General features: G+C 68.0%; 17 protein-coding genes and 2 pseudogenes. 11 read left to right on the plus strand and 8 right to left on the minus strand.

Annotated elements, in window-relative coordinates; all coding sequences use genetic code 11:
• Nucleotides 1-56 precede the first annotated feature (56 nt).
• The 5 genes from AB0K28_RS43700 (at nt 57) to AB0K28_RS43720 (ending at nt 2,318) form a co-directional block, all read left to right on the plus strand.
• Nucleotides 57-1,001: a DUF2157 domain-containing protein gene (locus tag AB0K28_RS43700; protein ID WP_364382317.1), complete on the plus strand. Its 945-nt coding sequence runs from the start codon at nt 57-59 to the stop codon at nt 999-1,001.
• 99 nt (nt 1,002-1,100) lie between these two features.
• On the plus strand, nt 1,101-1,328 hold the full coding sequence (locus tag AB0K28_RS43705) for a hypothetical protein (protein ID WP_364382320.1): 228 nt from the start codon (nt 1,101-1,103) through the stop codon (nt 1,326-1,328).
• Nucleotides 1,329-1,427: 99 nt separating this feature from the next.
• A complete protein-coding gene (locus AB0K28_RS43710) occupies nt 1,428-1,700 on the plus strand; it encodes a DUF1876 domain-containing protein (protein WP_345408724.1) in 273 nt (90 codons plus the stop codon).
• A gap of 5 nt (nt 1,701-1,705) precedes the next feature.
• Nucleotides 1,706-1,966 carry a dsRBD fold-containing protein gene (locus AB0K28_RS43715; protein ID WP_364382323.1) on the plus strand — a complete coding sequence of 87 codons (261 nt, stop codon included), beginning with the start codon at nt 1,706-1,708 and terminating at the stop codon, nt 1,964-1,966.
• A 154-nt stretch (nt 1,967-2,120) separates the two neighbouring features.
• Nucleotides 2,121-2,318 carry a hypothetical protein gene (locus AB0K28_RS43720; RefSeq protein ID WP_364382326.1) on the plus strand — a complete coding sequence of 66 codons (198 nt, stop codon included), beginning with the start codon at nt 2,121-2,123 and terminating at the stop codon, nt 2,316-2,318.
• Here the strand turns inward: AB0K28_RS43720 and AB0K28_RS43725 are convergent.
• Together AB0K28_RS43725 and AB0K28_RS43730 are read right to left on the minus strand one after the other, a co-directional pair.
• Nucleotides 2,312-2,489 (minus strand): annotated as a pseudogene (locus AB0K28_RS43725) (IS5/IS1182 family transposase); the annotation flags it as partial. The gene AB0K28_RS43720 and the pseudogene AB0K28_RS43725 overlap by 7 nt on opposite strands.
• Nucleotides 2,490-2,659: 170 nt before the next feature.
• Nucleotides 2,660-3,424, minus strand: a pseudogene (locus tag AB0K28_RS43730) (SDR family oxidoreductase).
• A gap of 154 nt (nt 3,425-3,578) precedes the next feature.
• Here AB0K28_RS43730 and AB0K28_RS43735 point away from each other — a divergent pair.
• The 3 genes from AB0K28_RS43735 to AB0K28_RS43745 all read left to right on the plus strand — a co-directional run bounded on the left by AB0K28_RS43735 (nt 3,579) and on the right by AB0K28_RS43745 (nt 5,663).
• Nucleotides 3,579-3,944, plus strand: coding sequence for a hypothetical protein (locus AB0K28_RS43735; protein WP_364382329.1), 366 nt, complete (start codon nt 3,579-3,581; stop codon nt 3,942-3,944).
• A gap of 51 nt (nt 3,945-3,995) precedes the next feature.
• Nucleotides 3,996-5,111: a PP2C family protein-serine/threonine phosphatase gene (locus tag AB0K28_RS43740; protein ID WP_364382332.1), complete on the plus strand. Its 1,116-nt coding sequence runs from the start codon at nt 3,996-3,998 to the stop codon at nt 5,109-5,111.
• A 210-nt stretch (nt 5,112-5,321) separates the two neighbouring features.
• The gene (locus AB0K28_RS43745; RefSeq protein WP_364382335.1) at nt 5,322-5,663 is read left to right on the plus strand and encodes a DUF4342 domain-containing protein; all 342 of its coding nucleotides are present in this window, start codon (nt 5,322-5,324) and stop codon (nt 5,661-5,663) included.
• 281 nt (nt 5,664-5,944) lie between these two features.
• Here AB0K28_RS43745 and AB0K28_RS43750 read toward each other — a convergent pair whose 3' ends face one another.
• The 4 genes from AB0K28_RS43750 to AB0K28_RS43765 all read right to left on the minus strand — a co-directional run bounded on the left by AB0K28_RS43750 (nt 5,945) and on the right by AB0K28_RS43765 (nt 9,662).
• Nucleotides 5,945-6,559, minus strand: coding sequence for a hypothetical protein (locus tag AB0K28_RS43750; protein ID WP_364382338.1), 615 nt, complete (start codon nt 6,557-6,559; stop codon nt 5,945-5,947).
• Nucleotides 6,560-6,584: 25 nt separating this feature from the next.
• Nucleotides 6,585-6,806: a hypothetical protein gene (locus AB0K28_RS43755; protein ID WP_364382341.1), complete on the minus strand. Its 222-nt coding sequence runs from the start codon at nt 6,804-6,806 to the stop codon at nt 6,585-6,587.
• Nucleotides 6,807-7,127: 321 nt separating this feature from the next.
• Nucleotides 7,128-7,937, minus strand: a complete 810-nt coding sequence (locus AB0K28_RS43760) for a colicin immunity domain-containing protein (RefSeq protein ID WP_364382344.1) — start codon at nt 7,935-7,937, stop codon at nt 7,128-7,130.
• A 252-nt stretch (nt 7,938-8,189) separates the two neighbouring features.
• Complete coding sequence (locus tag AB0K28_RS43765; RefSeq protein WP_364382347.1) at nt 8,190-9,662, minus strand: RICIN domain-containing protein; 1,473 nt, start codon at nt 9,660-9,662, stop codon at nt 8,190-8,192.
• 356 nt (nt 9,663-10,018) lie between these two features.
• Here AB0K28_RS43765 and AB0K28_RS43770 point away from each other — a divergent pair, with 356 nt between their 5' ends.
• Both AB0K28_RS43770 and AB0K28_RS43775 read left to right on the plus strand, forming a co-directional pair.
• Nucleotides 10,019-10,291, plus strand: coding sequence for a hypothetical protein (locus tag AB0K28_RS43770; protein WP_364382350.1), 273 nt, complete (start codon nt 10,019-10,021; stop codon nt 10,289-10,291).
• Nucleotides 10,292-10,527: 236 nt separating this feature from the next.
• Nucleotides 10,528-10,743, plus strand: coding sequence for a hypothetical protein (locus AB0K28_RS43775; RefSeq protein ID WP_364382353.1), 216 nt, complete (start codon nt 10,528-10,530; stop codon nt 10,741-10,743).
• Between the two features lie 487 nt (nt 10,744-11,230).
• On the opposite strand, the gene AB0K28_RS43780 is transcribed toward AB0K28_RS43775, so the two are convergent.
• A complete protein-coding gene (locus AB0K28_RS43780; protein ID WP_364382356.1) occupies nt 11,231-12,745 on the minus strand; it encodes an alpha-L-fucosidase in 1,515 nt (504 codons plus the stop codon).
• Between the two features lie 45 nt (nt 12,746-12,790).
• Complete coding sequence (locus AB0K28_RS43785; protein ID WP_364382359.1) at nt 12,791-13,321, minus strand: hypothetical protein; 531 nt, start codon at nt 13,319-13,321, stop codon at nt 12,791-12,793.
• A 62-nt stretch (nt 13,322-13,383) separates the two neighbouring features.
• On the opposite strand from AB0K28_RS43785, the gene AB0K28_RS43790 reads away from it, so the two are divergent.
• The gene (locus AB0K28_RS43790) at nt 13,384-13,824 is read left to right on the plus strand and encodes a MarR family winged helix-turn-helix transcriptional regulator (protein WP_364382362.1); all 441 of its coding nucleotides are present in this window, start codon (nt 13,384-13,386) and stop codon (nt 13,822-13,824) included.
• The last annotated feature ends 195 nt before the right edge of the window (nt 13,825-14,019 follow it).

The following is a 14,019-nucleotide window of genomic DNA, read 5'->3' on the forward strand; positions in this document are numbered from 1 at the left end:
CCGTGCGACCTGGGGCAGGAGCCTTGGCAAGGTGGCCGCACGTGAAGGAGGGCCCGATGCCCGGCACACCCGACGAAGCGCTGGCCCGGCTCGTCCGCGACGGCGTGATCTCCGCCGAACAGGCGATGGCCGTGCGCGAGGCGCTCCGGGAGAGCGCGGCGCCGGCGCGGGCGCGTTGGGCGGAGGTGGCGGGGTACGTCGGCGGCGGCCTGGTGCTGGCCGGGGCCCTCTCCCTGGTCGCCACGTCGTGGGCTGACCTGTCGAAGGTGGCGCACATGGCGATCCTGCTGGCGGCCACGGTCGCGCTGCTGACCGCCGGAATCATCCTGCTCGGCGCCCGGTCGCGGGAGCGCGCCACCCCGCCGTCCGACCCCGGCGCCCGGTCGCGGGAGCGTGCGGCCACGGCGCGGAGTCGTACCGGATCGGTGTCGGTGGCGCTGGCCTCGGTCACGGCCGCGCTGGCCGCTGCCGAGCTCGTGGACGTCTCCGCGATCGCGGGCGCCGTAGGGCTGCTGGTGGGCGTGCTGGGGTACGCCTTGGCGCGCACCGCGCCCCTTGCCCTGGCGTGCGCGTTCTTCGCCGCGCTGACCGTGGGGTCGCTCGCCGACGACCTCACCGGGGGTTCTGCGCTGGCGGCCGGCCTGTCGCTGGTCGTCCTGGGGGTGGTGTGGACGACGCTGGTGCTGGCCGGCGTGATCGGGCAACGGCCGCTCGGACTGGGGCTCGGCGCGGTCATCGCCCTGATCGGCGGGCAGCAGGATGCCGGGGCGGTGTGGGCGTACACGATGACGGCGGCCATCGCGGTGGCCTGCCTGCTGCTGTACCGGCGGGAACGCGCCTGGGTGCTGCTCGTGGCCGGCGTCATCGGGTTCACCATCGCCGTACCGGAGGCGATCTGGCACTGGACCGGCGGCGCGGTGGGCGGCTCCGTCATCGTGATGATCGCCGGCGCCGTCCTGGTGACCGCCTCCGTGCTCGGCATCCGCTGGCACCGTACGTGACGGAGGACCATGGTCCCGCACCGAAAGGACTTTGGCCTCCACCCGGCGGCCTGCCCTACCGCCGATCCTGACAGAAACCCCCGAACGGTGGTGAGGAGCATGCGGCTCAGCTGGCAGGAACATCTCAGTCTGCTTCGAATCGAGGGGCGTCTCACCCGCGGCGATCCCGCGTTCGTCGCCCGGGTCAGGACGCTCAGCACGCTCGCCCCCGAACCGCCCACCACCATGTTCTCGCTCATCGACCGCTCGCTGGCCTGGCTCGACCGTCACCCCGTGGTCAGCGCGCTCGGGGCCGTGACGATCCTTCTCCTCCTCCTGATGCTCTGATGGACGTCACGACGAGATAGGGACATTCGCCCCTGTCCTATGGGCAGGTGGAGGAGTGGAATGGGGGTAGATGCACCCATCGCGATGAAGGGGGCGACGATGGAAGCGAAGAAGTGGACCGTACAGATCCACCTCACCGAGGAGGGCGACGCCACGTACGCCCGAGCGGTGCTGACCACCCGGGACGGCGAGGACCGCCTGACAGGCGAAGGCCACGCCCGGCGGAACCCGACCGACCCGTCGGTGCCGGAGATCGGCGACGAGCTGGCGGCCTCGCGCGCGCTGGCCGACCTCGCCGACAAACTCGCCGTCGTCACGCAACGCGACATCAGCGAGCTCGCCGGCTCGCCGGTGCCGGGCCGTTCGTGGTGACGGCGATGGACCGCAAGCAGTGGACCGTGCAGGTCTTCGTCACCGAGGACGGAGACGACACGTCCGTACGCGCGGTATTGATCACCAGAGGAGGCGGACGAGTCGACGGCCTGGGCCGCGCACACCGCGACCCGTCCGCCCCCGAGGTCGGCGACGAGGCAGCCATGGCCCGCGCCCTCACCGACCTGGCCACCAAACTGTCCGCCATCAGCCACTCGGAGGCGACCACCGCAACGGCATCCCGCCTCCTCACAGCGACGCCCTGAACGTCGCGTACTGTGCCCCGGCGGGTCGTCGTCGCAGGCGGCCCTGCGCAGAACCGCCGGAACGGCCGGCAAGGACGTTCGGCACGGCGGCAGAGCCCTGCGGCACTCACCTCGGCAGGAGCGGATGGGCGGCGTCAGAGGCAGGAGGTGTGTGATGTCCGCTTCACTCGCTACCGAGCTCGGCGTCCGGCGGCTGCTGGTGGCGGCCGGGCAGGCGCCGTCCGTCCTCAGCACGCAACCCTGGCGCTTCCGCGTGGCACGCGGGGAGCGCGTCGAGGTGTTCGCCGACCCCTACGCATGGGCGGCTCGTCCCCCCTGGGTGACGTCGTTGCGGTTGGCTAAGGTGGCGTAGGTGATCAGGTGATGTTCGCTGCCAGCCCGCCCCGATCGACCGGGGACGGGCCGGTCTGTGTCCCCCTTTCAACGCTCTGATCTGCGAGGAGTCCACCGCAGCCCGGGAGAAGTCGGGTGCGTCGGCGGCCCGCAACCGACCGAGCAGCACATCATGCAGCCGCTGCCAGACGGCCGGCCTTGTGGCTGGGCGGAGGAGTGGGTTCCGATCACGTTGGAATGGTGGGCGGTCGGGGTTGACGGTGGCAGTGAGAGGGCGTTCCTGGTCGACTTCCTGCCGATGTTCCGGCGGACACTGACCCGGACCGTTCTCAGGGTCGACCGCGCCCCCTTGCCTGATCGCTACCAGGGCAGTGGGCCGTCGTCGCTGAAGAACCCGCCGGTGGGGCCGCCTTCGCTGAGCGTGGCCAGGCGTACCACCACGGCCGCGCCCTGCGCCGGGGTGAGGAAGCCGCTGTGGCCGTTGATGTCGGTGTCGACGTAACCGGGGGCCGCGGCGTTGACCAGGATGTTCTCCTTGCGCAGCTCGTTGGCGTACTGCAGGGTCAGCGCGTTCAGCGCGGTCTTGGACGGCGAGTAGGCCGCTGAGGGCAGCCCCGACATGGGCCCATCGATCTCGGCGGTCAGCGCCAGCGAAGCGGCGTGGCTGGAGAGGTTGACGATCCGGGCGGCCGGGGATCGCCGCAGCAGCGGGAGCATCGCGTTCGTCACGGTGATCACTCCGAGGACGTTGGTGTCGAACACCTCGCGGACCAGTTACACGTCGACGGCACTGGGGATGCGGTCGAGGGCGTCCTGCGGCGCGGCCTGGCCTGATCCGGTGATGCCGGCATTGTTGACCAGCACGTCCAGGCGGCCGAAGCGGTCGCCGATCCAGGAGGCGGCTGCCTGGACGGTGGACGGGTTGGTGACGTCCAGTTCGATCGCGTGCGCGTCGCCTCCCGTGGCACCGATCGCCGCCGCGGTCTCCTCGCCGCGATGCGGGTCACGAGCGCCGATCAGGACGGTCATCCCCTGTGCGGCCAGCAGTTCGGCTGTGGCGCGGCCGATGCCCTTGTTCGCGCCGGTGATCAGGGCGACCTTCAGTTGTGACAGGTATTCGTTCATGGGTGAACTTCCTTTTCGTTCTGGGCATGCGATGTGGCGCGAGCGTCGCCGCGCTATCCAGGGAGATGTCGCTGATGCGGATTTTGTGACGGTGTGACCATGTGCGGTGCGTCACCTCCGCGCGGGTGACGCTGTCCGGCCGGAAGGTCGCCGGTTGGAAGGCGGTGGCCTCGGACAGCGCGGCTTTCCAGGGCAGGCCGAGCCCGTGGGCGGGGTGGTCGATGGCTTCCAGGCGAGCGTCGAAGCGGGCGTGGAGGCGGGCGTCGAGCCAGCCGGGGTCCGGTTCCGGGACGATGACGGCGGTGTGCTGCTGTTCGCCTGGTCGATCCGGATCGTCTTCGCCCTGTGGCGGCTCAGCCAGCGGAAGCCCTGCGGTTCACAGTCACTCGGGGCGGCGGACGGTGCCGCCGACGGCGTCTGGGTCCAGTTGCGCCCACCTCATGCGGCGATGGTAGAAGGACTGTCTGTAGCCCCCCAAGTCCTGTTATATGCAGCTCAGTGCCCACTTTTCATCCTGTAAACAGAAGGTGTGGCATATGGGGGACATCCACATGTGCGGGCGCGGCAGGTGATGCGGAATCGTGCGCTGGCCGTCATCCCGCTGGGCATGATCTTGGTGATCATGGCCGCGGACCTGCTGTCCCCGAGCCACTTCCACTTCGGCCCCCTGCTGGTGGCGGCGCCCGCGATCACGGCGTCGTTCGACGGAGCGTGGTTCACCGGCGTGATAGCGCTGCTCGCTATCGCGGGCGAGACGTTGATCGGCACCCGTAACGGCTCGCTGGGGACTGACGGCATGAGGGCGGAGCTGGTCGCCATGGTCGTGGTCTCCGTGTTCGTGGTGCTGTTCTGCCTGGTCAGGGACCGGGAGCGACGGGTTCTGGCGCAGGTGCGCTCGGTGGCGGAGGCCGCGCAGCTGGCCCTGCTGCGGCCGCTGCCCGAGGTGCTCGGCCCGCTCCGGATCGCCGGCGTCTATCTCGCCGCCGCGGCCGAGGCCCGCATCGGCGGCGATCTGTACGGCGCCGTACGCACCGAGCGCGCCACCCGCCTCATCATCGGCGATGCCCGCGGCAAGGGCCTGCCCGCCATCGCCGACGCCGCCGCACTCGTCGGCGCGTTCCGCGAGGCCGCCCGCCGGGGCCTGCCCCTGGCCGAACTCGTCGCGGATCTGGAGGACAGCGCCGAGTTCAGCCCGTACCAGTTTCCCGAGGAGAGTCAGGAGGGCGAGGAGAGCTTCGTCACCGCGGTCGCGCTGGACATCGCCGATGACGAGCCCTTGCTCGGCATGGTGAGCTGCGGCCACCCGCCGCCGCTGCTGGTCCGCGATGGCCGCGTCTCCCCGCTGACGTGCGACCCTCCACTGCCTCCCCTCGGCCTCGGACAGCTCTGCGACCAGCAGCCCTCCGTCTGCTCGTTCCGGTTCGAGGAGGGTGATCTCCTGCTGCTCTACACCGACGGGGTCAGCGAGGCCCGCGATGCGGCGGGCGTCTTCTATCCGCTGGCTGAGCGGATGGGCTCGTGGACGCAGGAGACTCCGCAAGGGTTGCTGAAGCGGCTCCGCGACGATCTCCTCACCTACACGGGCGGGCATCTCCACGACGACGCCGCCATCATCGCGATCCGCCGCCTGCCACTCCCGGCCGCGGACGCACCCGAACGGCACCTGGACAAGGCCGGCCGCCCGTAGGGCCGCGTTCGTCTCGAGGCCGTGCGCACAGGCGAGGCCGCCCCATCACATGTGGTTGCTCCTCCCGCGCGGGTTCCCTTCGATGGCGACGATGTCGCGGCGCTGGTGCGTCGGGACGAAGGTCCCCGTTCTCAGAGGCTTTCCGCCCTCCCCCGCCGCCGCCTGCTCGTACGAGGCTGGAGGCAGGACGACGAGAAGGAGGGCGTCACCATGACGGCTGCCAGGGAAGATCGCGTCGCCGGCACGCTGAAGACCCTGCTGCGCGAGGGACATGTGCGGCGGATCGTCGTCAAGGACGCGCGGGGGCGTACCGTGATGGACGTCCCGCTGACGGCGGGGGCCGTGGCGTCCGTCGCCGCGCCGCTGGTGACCGTGGTGGCGGGCATGACCGCCGTCGCCGCCGGTTGGACCATCGACGTCGTCCGAGACGCCGCACCTGCCCCTGCCGTGCATGACGACGAGAGCGCGACGCCGGGCCGAGAACGTACGGTAGACGGACTCGCGGAGCTCGATCACGACGCCGCCCGCACCGACGGAGGCGTCTGGGGATGAACTCCACCGAACGCGTATACGCCAGTGAGGCAGTGATGGACCGACGACCAGCGTTGCTCGACGCTCCGTCCAACCTGGGCCTGCGGCCGCCCGCGCCGGGGACAGTGCCCGGGTGCTACAAGCTGCCAGGAGCGCTGCGAGACTGCGGCCTGCTGCGCCGCCTGGCCGCCGAGGACGCGGGCTGCATGAAATGCACCATCCTGGATCGGCCTGGCCATGCTGCTCAACCCGCCGCCACCACCCGTACCGCTCACGAAGGGCGGCTCGGGAACGTCATGCATTCAATGATCAACGGCGAGCCACACCCGCAGGTCCTTCTCCTCTTCCTCCGTGATCCTGCCTACGTCAAGATTACGACGGGCCAGTTTACGAAGCGTCGAGGAGCGGTAAGGCTCGGGCACGACTGCAACGCCGATACTGTCTTCCCATCGAGTTCCCGCAACAAAGACCGACCCATCCAGGGAGGACATGACAAACGCGGGCTCACCGTACGTCGATCCGAGAACGCCGGACGCTGCACCAGCTCCCGCGATATCCCAACTCTCCTCCAGCTCCACCAACCCCCACGTGTATTCCCACCAAGCAGGATCTTCCCAGTCATCAGTCGCCTCACGCGCCTGGGCGAAGACCGGATCAATGGCCGGCGTCAGCGCCACCAGAAACTGGCGGTCAGCAGACAACAACTTGTATTCCGTCGCCAGCTCATACCATTCGGCATTGAACCTGGTGACTCGGTCCTCATCTTCCAGGCTGATAATACGGTCATGCCGCCCATCGTTCCCGCCGGCACAGGTCACGACGCCTGTAAGGCGGGTAGGAATACCCGTTCCACGCTTGAGACCGAGGAACCGCATGCCGAAGGCAGACATGCGCTCCGCCACCAACTCTTCATTCATGGCCCGACTATTCGCATGTCCGAGCCTACATCTCCAGCAAATCGAGTTGATCGTTTCCACGAATTCTCGGACACCAGGTCGGCAGGTCTCCTGAAGTCACAATGTCACGGATGACATCGACAATCAGATCGGGCGTACCGAAGTATCGGCCGGAAAGGTTCTCGCCGGACTGCTGATGGCGGTCCATTATCCGCGATATCTGGTCCAGCGTGATGAGCAGGGCGCTGTACCGCTCACCAGTGGGCAACGTGATGATGGAGTCGCCGACTTCCAGGGCCGCTGCATCGACATTCCATCGAGCAGGATGTCGACCTTGAACCCATCGTCCACCCAGCTAAAATATGCGTCACCATCGGCCGGTTTCCCCGACAGCATTTTGATCGCTCCTTCGCGGTGAATGGCAAGCGCTTCGGCGGCCGACCCTACACCGAACGGCATCGTCTCGCCATCGGCGAACGTGAGACTCTATCGGGCCCTCGCGGCGATGCACACTTCCCTGGAACTCGCAGCTTGGCCGAACTGGTGGAGAATGGCGATTTCGAGCGCCTCGCGCGTAGCGAGCCGACGGTCAGTCAAGAGATTTGAGTCGCCGCAGCGTCTCGTTCACAAGGTCGCGGAGCTCTTCTTCTGAGATGTCGCCCTCTTCGCGAAGGTCTGGGTCCGCAGGATAGTCATCCAGTGTGTAGAAGACTTCGTTCATGAGCGCCTCAAAGTGCGCATGAGTCCGTTCGCCGTCGTCCACCGCCTTCGATCGTGCCGACAGCCAGCTCAGGACGAATCGCGAAGCCGGCAAGGTTCTTTCGGTGAACGACTCCATGAGGTGGAGTTGTTGCGCAGTGTTCGACTCAGGGTGCACCTCGCGTGGCGATCGCCACGATCGCCAGCGGGGAGGATGCTCCATTGCCACGGCCATGACGCTGGGGTTGGCATCGGCCAGCCGGCGAGCATACCGAAGGAATCGCACTCGGGCTTCGTCGATCCCGCAATCCAGGCAGGCACGGACAAAGGCGTGACTCCCCGCAACCAGGGAGTATCCTCCCGCAGTCGAGAGGATGGCGTTGTCCATGTCCGGCATGGCCAAGACGATTCCTTCATGGTGCTCAGGGATCTTGACCGAAAGCACGTCCGGTGACATCTCCACGCGGAACAACAAGCCATCGATAACTCGGCCCCCTACGATCGGAGCACCCCAGGCATAGGTTGCGCCCAACCGGCCGGCCGCAGAACACACCCGATGGGGAAGGGAACCGTCGCCGCGCACAGTTCCCGGGATAGGGACGACCGTCTTAGCTGCGATATCAATCCATTCCTGACTGAATCTCTGCGCCCTCTCGTCCAGCAGTCGTCCAAGCTTCGCGGTCAACAAGCGCCGCTCCATACCTATCACCACAAAATCAGCGGATGCCCATACGACCTCTGTCCTCGAGGTGGTGGCGGGCGCCCCTCGCACTCCCGCAACCAGATCGGAGGGAGCGGTTGGGCGGAAGACAACAGGATGATCGTATGAGATGCATGTACGCCCGTGGCCGGCCTTACGCGCTGGGCAGACCCGCTCCTACCCGCCGAGCTGCTCGGCCACGTCGTACGTGTCGGCCGGCTACACCCTGGCCGGCTGCCGCACCCGGCGTCATCACCCGGTGACGGGTGTGCGGGACCACTGCTGGTTGGCGCCGCCGTTGCACGCGTACTGCTTCAGGACGACGCCGTCGGCGGTCGAGGAGGCCGGCACGTCCACGCACTTGCCGCTGTGCCGGGCCCGCAGCTCGAAGTAGCCGCCGGCGGCGACCATCTGGAACTGCTGGTTGGCGCCGCTGCCGCAGGTGTATTGGATGAGCTCGGCGCCGTCGGCGGTCGAGGCGCTCACCACGTCGAGGCACTTGCCGCTGTGCCGGCTGATGAGGCGCCAGTAGCCGCCGCCGGCGTCCTGGAAGCGCCACTGCTGCCAGGCGGCGCCGTTGGCGGCGTACTGGCCGACGCGCGCGCCGTCGGCGGTGTTCGGCTGCTGCACGTCCATGACCTTGCCGCTGTGGCGCGCGGCGACCGTGTAGTAGGACGGGGGCGGTGTCGGGGTGATGGTGTCGCCCCAGCCGTAGCGGATCCGGTCGGCGCCGGAGGCGTTGCGGACCGTCAGGCGCAGGTCGGTGCCGCTGCCGCTCAGCGCGTACATCGAGTACCAGTCGTAGCCGATGTCGCCGGGCTTGCCGCCGAGCGCGGGCCAGTAGGTGCCGCCCATCTGGTTGTCCCGCATGACCTGCGCCATGGCGCGGATGTGGCGCACGAAGTTGTCGGCGCTGCCCGCGTCGGCGTAGTCGAGACCGGTCGACATCGGCGCGCCGAACTCGGTCGCGACCGCGCGGGAGGCGCAGCCGCCCAGGCGGGTCTGGATGTGACTGCGGAAGGCGTCGTAGGTCATGGGGCTGTAGAAGAAGGCGTAGTGGTGGAAGGACAGCAGGGTCGCGCCGAAACGGCTGTCGTTGCAGACGTCCCGCAGGTCCTGGCTGTAGCCGGTGCCGCCGATGAGCACCCGTGCCGGCGGGGCCGCGGTGTGCTGGGCCAGCCAGCCAGCCGCCACGTCGCGCCACTCGGCGGAGCTGTAGCCGTGCGGCTCGTTCATCGGCTCGAAGTAGACGTTGCCGTTGGAGCCGTAGGCGCCGGTCACGGCGGACCACATGGCGTTCCAGGCGGCCAGGTCGGTGATCCTGCCTCCGGAGGCGGCGCCGTCCTCCCAGTAGGCGAGGATGACTTTGAACCCTCGGGCGGTGGCGGCGTCGATCGCGCCGCGGTAGGCGTTCCACCAGGATGTGGCAGCGACCGTGTGGGTGTTGACGGGCAGTCGGACGGTGTTGACGCCCATGGTGGCGGCCATGTCGTCGTAGAGGCTGTCGGCCTTGGCCCGCACGGTGGCGTAGCTGTCGGACTGGCTCAGGCCCTGCACGACGAGGGGGCCGGTGCTGAAGTTGTCGCCCAGCACGGCCCAGTTCATGCCCCGGAACTGGCTGGTGGCGGCCTGGGCCGGTGGAGCGGTCAGGACGAGGCCCGCCAGGGCGGCGAGCGCGGCCACCAGGAAGGGGATCAGCGATCGGCGTGCTTGGGTCGCTGTCATGGGGATCGCCTCTCAGGATCTGTTAGCGCTAACATCGCGATGGGCGGGCAGTCCGAACCGGTTTTACGGAGATGTTTCAGGCGGTGCTGCCGCCGAGTGTTGACGCGACCGTAAGGCTTGTCAAGAGGTTGACAGGAAGCTCGGAATGCGCTTACCGGCTTTATGGCGATTTCCATTGGAAATATGCGGACGATTATCCTGGCGGCCAACCTGGCCTCCCATGGATTAAGGGCTTCGGCGTCCTGGCAAACACGGGGGTCTCTTTTCCGTCTCCCAGAAGAAAGTAGGCGGCATCGCGCGTATCGCCCGTAAGTTCCGCAATCCGTGCCCTTTTCCTATCCCTCGCCCTCACCGTCGTGACCTGCGCGAACACCACCCTTCCCGCGCACGCCGCCACCGAGTTCATGATGGCCGGCCATGAATGGCTCTTACATCCGCACGGGGGTGCCATGATTTACGACCCTCCTCTGCAGAATGTGAAGTTTTGGAACACACTGCGGGATAACGCCATCGTCTCCGGTAATTCGCAGCACCCCTGCGAGGGCGCCATCACGCAGCACATCTACGTCAATGAAAGGTACATCCTGTCCGACGCGCCCTTCTTCATGGCGGGAACGCCCGGAGACTGACCCGCACCCTGCTCCTCGAGGGCCGGGCAGCCCTTCGCTTCACCCTGGCTGCACCTTCCGCGCTTCCCGCATCACTTCCGCCCCGTGGATGTCAGGATGTTCCCATGAGACGCATGTCCGTCCGTGGCCCGGTTTTACGGTGGGCAGCGGTGCTCCTGGCAGGGGCTCTCCTTCTCACCGGGGTCGTCTGGTTCACCATCGCCTCGGACGATCGGTTCGCTCGGTCGGCTCCCCAGATGGAGGCCGTCGCTCGCACGTTGGGGAAGGACGAGGTGCTCGGGCGCCGGACGATCGGCGTCCTGACGTTCGACACGGTCTTCCGGGACGGTGACGCGGTGGTCTTCCACCTGAGCGGCACTCACCGTGCGTACTTCTACAGCCCTGACCGGAGGCCGGGCGACTCATCGCCCGTGTGGGGCCCGTGGTACACGTTCGTGAGCGATCCCCACTGAGGCTTCTCTCCTTCGGTCAAGCGAAAAGCGGTCGCATCCAGATCGAGCTGAGCTGTCCGTCAGCCGCTCCGATGAGTACGCCGTCGGCGATCTCCGTCAGGTGTTCCGCGGAAGCACCCTCCGGTGCGACGCGAATCCATCCCGACCTGGGATCAAATTCCCTTCGCCACGAGTCTTCGTCTGAGACCCCGTACGCGATACTCCGCTGGAACGTGCTCCCTACGAATTGCACCACGCCGGGGGTGCTGCGAGGGATCGGCAGCGCCGCTGTCGTCCACGATATCTTCGGGAAGTAGCCCCAGACGTGCAGGGCTTCATAGCGGGGCAGTCCTACCTCGATTTGCAGAGTGTTGATGGCGACACAGGACTCCGTCTGGCGTGCGATCCAGATATTGATCAGGTTCTGAGTGTATGAAATCGATGCTGTACTCATGGTCGATGTAGGTGAGGGTGCCGGCGAATGGGGTGCCGGGGCGTTGTTTGATGTTCATGAGGTGAGGTCGATGCGGTGGACCTGGGCTGGGGACTCGATGATGAGGGCTTGATCCTCGTGCCGCCACCGTACAGGGCGATCGTCGCCGAGGGCGTGGACGCCGGTGATCTGGCGGTCGAGCAGGCCCGCCGCACGCCCCAGACGGCGCAGGACCACCGGGCCGTCAGGGCGGGCGAGGGCGGTGGCGTAGAGGGCGGTGTCGGTGGTGGTGTAGCGGATGTCGGCGGCGGTCATCGTGCCGCCCTCGTTGAAGCCCTGGTCCCGCAGCGCGGGTGGGTTGTCGGCCGAGGGGCCCTCGCCGAAGACCTTCCAGGGGACGGTGTCGAAGATCGCTTCGCCGTTGACGGCGAGCCAGTCGCCGATGCCGGCCAGGATGGCGCGTTCGTCGTCGTCGATCTCGCCGTCGCCGGTGATCGGTACGCTGAGCAGCAGGTTGCCGTTCTTGCTGACCACGTCGGCGAGCATGCCGACCACCTGGGCCACGCTCTTGTAGGTGTGCCCGGCGAGCCGGCGCGCGTCGTAGTGCCAGGAGCCGAGGCAGGTGCAGGTCTGCCAGGGATGCGGTTCGATGCGGTCGCTCGCGCCGCGTTCGACGTCCCAGGTCAGGGCGCGGCGCCGGCGTTCGTCGAGAATCTTGCCGCAGACGATCATGTCTTCGCCGAGGTTGTACAGCTCTGCGGCGATCTCCAAGCCGACCGGGCCGCACTGGTGCAGCGGGAGCACGGTGTCGTCGAAGTAGACCAGGTCAGGCCGGTACGTTCGGGCCAGTTGCAGGGTTCTGGCCTTGAAGTTCGCCTGGTAGGCGGTGTCCGGGCGGTGCTCGGGGTCGGGCCAGTCCCAGTGGTGGTTGATGGTCTTCGGCTGGTCGAAGCCGGGGATCGGCCGGTGGTCCTGCGCGTACAGCTCCTGCGGGTCGAGCCCTTCCCACCAGGTGCCGGCGCCGTCCGCCTTGGTGAGCCGCCCGTCGTACGGTACGCCCGCCAGCGGCCCGTCGGGGTCGGCGCCCTGGCTCGGCTCGTACCAGGACCAGGCGTGCGCGGCGTGCACGCTCACCCCGAACCGCAGCCCGTGCGAGCGCGCGGCGGCGGCCCACTCGCCGACGATGTCGCGGTGCGGGCCCACCCGGACCGAGTTCCAGGCGTGGTGCGGGCTGTCCCACAGGTCGAGGTTGTCGTGGTGGTTGGCCATCGCGACGAAGTACCGGGCGCCGGTACGCGCGTACAGGGCGACGAGTTCCTCCGGGTCCCAGCGGGACGCCTTCCACTCGTTGATGACGTCCTTGAACCCGAACTGCGACGGATGCCCGTAACGCTCGCGGTGGAAGCGGAAGGCGTCCGTGCCCGGGAGGTACATGTTGCGGGCGTACCAGTCGCCGAACCCCGGCTGGCACTGCGGCCCCCAGTGCGCCCACAGGCCGAACTTGGCCCGCGGGAACCACTCCGGCGTCTCGCGGCCCTCCAGCGACTCCCACGACGGCGCGAACGGCACGACGCTCCCTTCGACGATCACATGAGGTACCGAGCTTGCAGGGGAAACGGCCCGGAGTAAAGACCGTCAGACCGCCGCGTGGACGGCCGACGCCGCCGGGCGGCCCGGACTGTCGCGGTGGAACGTCGCCAGGAGGGCGAACCAGACGAGGATCATGATTCCGGCCGGGCGCAGGTACTCCTCGGCGAGCTGAGTGCCGACGAAGGAGTAGCCGCCGAGCCAGACGCCCGTGACGACGCCGACCACGCGGACCGGCCAGGAGTGGCTGACCAGGGAACTCGCCACGATCCAGACACCGGCGAGTACGTGGCCGCCGAGCCGGACCGCCCAGGCCGTGTCGTGGTCGACCCCGTTGATCATCAGGATGCCGGTGAGGACGTCGAGCGCCACCCAGCCGTAGCCCGCCGCTTTGGCCCAGGATGCCGCCTCCAGGCGGGAGACCAGGAAGAGGATCGAGAGGTGGAAGAAGACGCCCAGGTACTCTCCCCACGCCACGTCCGGGTCCGTGAAGAAGGCGATCACGGCGGGCAGGAACAGGACGAGCGGAAGCAGCGCCACCAGGCGCAGGCTGGCATAGTGCCGTCGAGCATCGAGCATCGGTGATGTCCTTCGCATGAGCCGTATGGTCGGGTTCGAACACTAGAGAGGGCAGTGTTGACATGTCAACAGTTGGCGGGAGCGAGGCGACCGAGCTGTGGCTGCGCTGGAAGCGCGCTCATGAGCTGGTACGTGCCGCCGTCGTCGCCGAGACCACAGCGGCGTCCGGCCTCTCCGAGGCGGAACTGAGCGTCCTGGTCTGCCTGCACGAGTCCGGCGGGAGCCTGCGGCAGAACGCCCTCGCCGCCGCCCTCAACTGGGACCGGACACGGCTGTCGCACCTGCTGACCCGGATGGCCGATCGTGACTACGTGGCCCGCGACAAGGTGCCGAACGGCATGGAGGTCGCGCTGCGCCCGGAAGGCAGAAACGCGATCAATGCCACGTTGCCGACGCTGGAGAAGGCCACTCGCCGTCACCTGCTGGACCGGCTCGGCCCGCACGACGCCAGGACGCTCAAGGCCATCACCGATCGCCTCCTGTCCGACGACGGGGGCGACTGAGGTGACCTCAGGGCACTGATTCGGGACGATGTGCACAACTACCTACCGGCGAGCGACTGGGGTCACGCCGCTGAGCCGAACGTCCAAGCCGTAGACGTTCCTGATCGTGCGTGGCTGGGACTCCTCCGCCGCCCCTCGGGCTGGTCACCCGATGAGCGGGGCGGCGGCCGGCCCCCGCCGACCTTGTGGACACCG

This window comes from Nonomuraea sp. NPDC049504 (assembly GCF_040676845.1).
Classification (GTDB): domain Bacteria; phylum Actinomycetota; class Actinomycetes; order Streptosporangiales; family Streptosporangiaceae; genus Nonomuraea; species Nonomuraea salmonea.

Excerpts from the sequence above, each read along its gene's own strand:
- AB0K28_RS43700 (WP_364382317.1), top strand. The coding sequence starts at position 57 with ATGCCCGGCACACCCGACGAAGCGCTGGCCCGGCTCGTCCGCGACGGC.
- AB0K28_RS43705 (WP_364382320.1), top strand. The coding sequence starts at position 1,101 with ATGCGGCTCAGCTGGCAGGAACATCTCAGTCTGCTTCGAATCGAGGGG.
- AB0K28_RS43710 (WP_345408724.1), top strand. The coding sequence starts at position 1,428 with ATGGAAGCGAAGAAGTGGACCGTACAGATCCACCTCACCGAGGAGGGC.
- AB0K28_RS43715 (WP_364382323.1), top strand. The coding sequence starts at position 1,706 with ATGGACCGCAAGCAGTGGACCGTGCAGGTCTTCGTCACCGAGGACGGA.
- AB0K28_RS43720 (WP_364382326.1), top strand. The coding sequence starts at position 2,121 with ATGTCCGCTTCACTCGCTACCGAGCTCGGCGTCCGGCGGCTGCTGGTG.
- AB0K28_RS43740 (WP_364382332.1), top strand. The coding sequence starts at position 3,996 with ATGCGGAATCGTGCGCTGGCCGTCATCCCGCTGGGCATGATCTTGGTG.
- AB0K28_RS43745 (WP_364382335.1), top strand. The coding sequence starts at position 5,322 with ATGACGGCTGCCAGGGAAGATCGCGTCGCCGGCACGCTGAAGACCCTG.
- AB0K28_RS43750 (WP_364382338.1), bottom strand. The coding sequence starts at position 6,559 with ATGAATGAAGAGTTGGTGGCGGAGCGCATGTCTGCCTTCGGCATGCGG.
- AB0K28_RS43760 (WP_364382344.1), bottom strand. The coding sequence starts at position 7,937 with ATGGAGCGGCGCTTGTTGACCGCGAAGCTTGGACGACTGCTGGACGAG.
- AB0K28_RS43765 (WP_364382347.1), bottom strand. The coding sequence starts at position 9,662 with ATGACAGCGACCCAAGCACGCCGATCGCTGATCCCCTTCCTGGTGGCC.
- AB0K28_RS43775 (WP_364382353.1), top strand. The coding sequence starts at position 10,528 with ATGGAGGCCGTCGCTCGCACGTTGGGGAAGGACGAGGTGCTCGGGCGC.
- AB0K28_RS43785 (WP_364382359.1), bottom strand. The coding sequence starts at position 13,321 with ATGCTCGATGCTCGACGGCACTATGCCAGCCTGCGCCTGGTGGCGCTG.
- AB0K28_RS43790 (WP_364382362.1), top strand. The coding sequence starts at position 13,384 with ATGTCAACAGTTGGCGGGAGCGAGGCGACCGAGCTGTGGCTGCGCTGG.